This is a genomic window from Moorena sp. SIO4G3, from assembly GCF_010692305.1.
GTDB lineage: Bacteria > Cyanobacteriota > Cyanobacteriia > Cyanobacteriales > Coleofasciculaceae > Moorena > Moorena producens_A.
Window position 1 is genome coordinate 1 of record NZ_JAAHIG010000639.1, and the last position, 2,573, is coordinate 2,573.

The 2,573-nt window shown below is 43.7% G+C and carries 1 protein-coding gene; it reads left to right on the forward strand.

Annotation, left to right across the window (positions count from 1 at the left end):
- Positions 1–641 precede the first annotated feature (641 nt).
- Complete coding sequence (gene ltrA, locus F6J99_RS44040; RefSeq protein WP_293123509.1) at positions 642–2,480, forward strand: group II intron reverse transcriptase/maturase; 1,839 nt, start codon at positions 642–644, stop codon at positions 2,478–2,480.
- Positions 2,481–2,573 lie beyond the last annotated feature (93 nt).

Here is a 2,573-nt window from a genome sequence, read left to right on the forward strand (position 1 = left end):
GGGGGCGACCGATGAAGGCGCTCAAAGGAGTGAGGATTCCGTAATCCTCCAAAAAGGCTAGGGTTCGAGCCTAGTTCCCACCCGAAGGGGCGTAATAAGATGGGTAACATCGGTTTTTTACACTACTGAAATATTCCAGAATTATTAGGTCTCACAGCTAGAGGGAAATGCGAATCCAGAGGAGGATGCCGCCATCCAAAGGAGTCGTTAGGGAAAAAGTCAAAAGGTTGACGAAAGGAACCGTTGTGTGAAGCGTCGTAATTATGAATATTCCTGTCAAAGCGGTAATGGGAGTAAAAGTTCACAAGGGTTAATTCACTCCATACTGGATAACCAAGAACCCCTAGAACTCGGCGTATAGACGGCAACCTCAGACTTGAATCTTCTTTGTGCGTAACCGGGTAAGCCGGGTTGAGTCCATATCCTAGGTCGATGGACATGGTAGCCAAATCGTAAGAGGAGGTATAACTCTCGGTCCGGTAAAAGTCTGAACCAAGCAAAAGCCAGCAGGACGAAAGTCAACGGAAATACATAACCGGCTGGATAGAGGGACATCCCTTAACTCGTGCATAGTGCTGAATTTCAGAGCTGATTCCGAGCAAGGATAATCACGAGCTTAAACCTAAATTGTGAGGAAAAAGATGGAACCGAAATCGAAAGAAAACGGTATCGTAACCGAACAAACTACCTACTGGCATTCCATAGACTGGAAAAAAGCCTATAGGACAGTAAGGAAATTAAGACGTAGAATATTCCGAGCGACTCGTGAGGGCGATTGGAAGAAAGTAAATAAGCTACAAAGATTGATGCTGCGTAGCTACTCCAACATACTCATATCCGTCAGACAGGCAGCGCAACTCAACAAAGGTAAAAATACCCCCGGAGTTGATAAAATAGCAAACTTAAATCCTAAACTCAGGGGAGAGTTGGTCGATGCTCTCAAGAGTTATCGCATCTGGAAGCCAATTCCTGCAAAAAGGGTTTACATCCCTAAAGCCAATGGGAAAAAACGCCCTCTGGGAATACCTAGCATAATTGACAGATGCCTACAAGGCATTGTCAAAAATGCATTAGAGCCTGCATGGGAAGCCCAATTTGAACCGACATCATATGGCTTCAGACCGGGCAAAAGTACTCATGACGCAAGACAAAGGATATTCTCCAACATCAAGGGCGAAAGCAATAGGAAATGGTGGGTATTAGATGCGGACATCACTGGATGCTTCGACAATATAACCCATCAACCATTGCTCAACAACATTGGAAACTTCCCGGCCAGGAAACTTGTGAAAGAGTGGCTCAAAGCGGGGTATATAGAGAACAAGATTTTCTATGACACCGAAATGGGAACACCACAAGGAGGAGTTATTAGTCCATTATTGGCAAACATAGCTCTCCACGGTATGGAAGAAGCGCTAGGTATCAGATCTAAATGGCGTCCAGATAAAAGGAATAAATCCGGAGGGGCGTGGAATAATGTTTCCTCTAGAACGTTCGTCCGCTTTGCCGATGACTTTGTTGTACTTACAGAAAGCAAAGAAGATGCAGCGAACGCTAAGACAATCATTGAGAAATGGTTATCCGAAAAAGGACTTAAGTTGTCAGAGGAAAAAACCAATATAAGACACTTAACCGAAGGGTTTGACTTTTTAGGATGGAATTTCCGGAAATATCAAACTACACAGCGCAAATCGGGAATGGTTACACTGATCACACCATCCAAGCAAAACGTAGCTAAATTCAAGAAAACACTGAAAGGAGAATTCAGGAGCCTTAAATCGGCAACGCAACTACAAGTCATTAAAAGACTCAATCCAAAAATCAAAGGATGGGGGAACTATCATGACGGAGTAGTAGCCAAGGATGCTTTCAGTAGTATTGATAGCTATATACACTGGAAACTGAACAGATGGGGAAGACGGAAGCACCCTAAGAAATCTCTGAATTGGATAAATAATAAGTACTTTGGAAAGTTATGTCCAGGAAGAGATGACAATTGGGTATTTGGAGATAAATCCCTTAAAGAAGTCTATCTTCAGAAACTTGCATGGATTCCTATACAACGTCACACCCTAGTAACTTACAAAAACAGCCCAGATGACCCGAGTTTAACGGAATACTGGGAAAAACGACCTGAAAAACCAAGGGAAAAGACCTTAAAGAGTAGGTTTTCATCAGGAAGGGACAAAATCGCAAACAGACAGAACTATAAATGTCCTGTCTGTAATCAATCACTGGGTATTAGTGAAGAGCTACACCTACACCATATTATACCCAGAAGCGAAGGCGGTCAGGATAAGTACGATAACCTTGTTTATCTGCACAATGACTGCCATCAAACAATCCATGCCCTGGGTGCCACTAATCCCGACATACAGAAAATGCTGAGAGTCGGGACAAAGAAACCCTCCAAGAAGCGGAACAAAAACCAAAAGGTACAAACCCGCAAATCAAGGAAAAAGAGTGGCAGAGATAAGTGAGTTCTTTTGGAATTGGTTGCGCCGTGTACTTGGAGACTTGTTCGCACGGTGCTTTGGGGACGAAGCGGGAGCAATCCCGCTGACTTACCCGAT

Coding starts and splice junctions, on each gene's coding strand:
- ltrA (WP_293123509.1), top strand. CDS start 642: ATGGAACCGAAATCGAAAGAAAACGGTATCGTAACCGAACAAACTACC.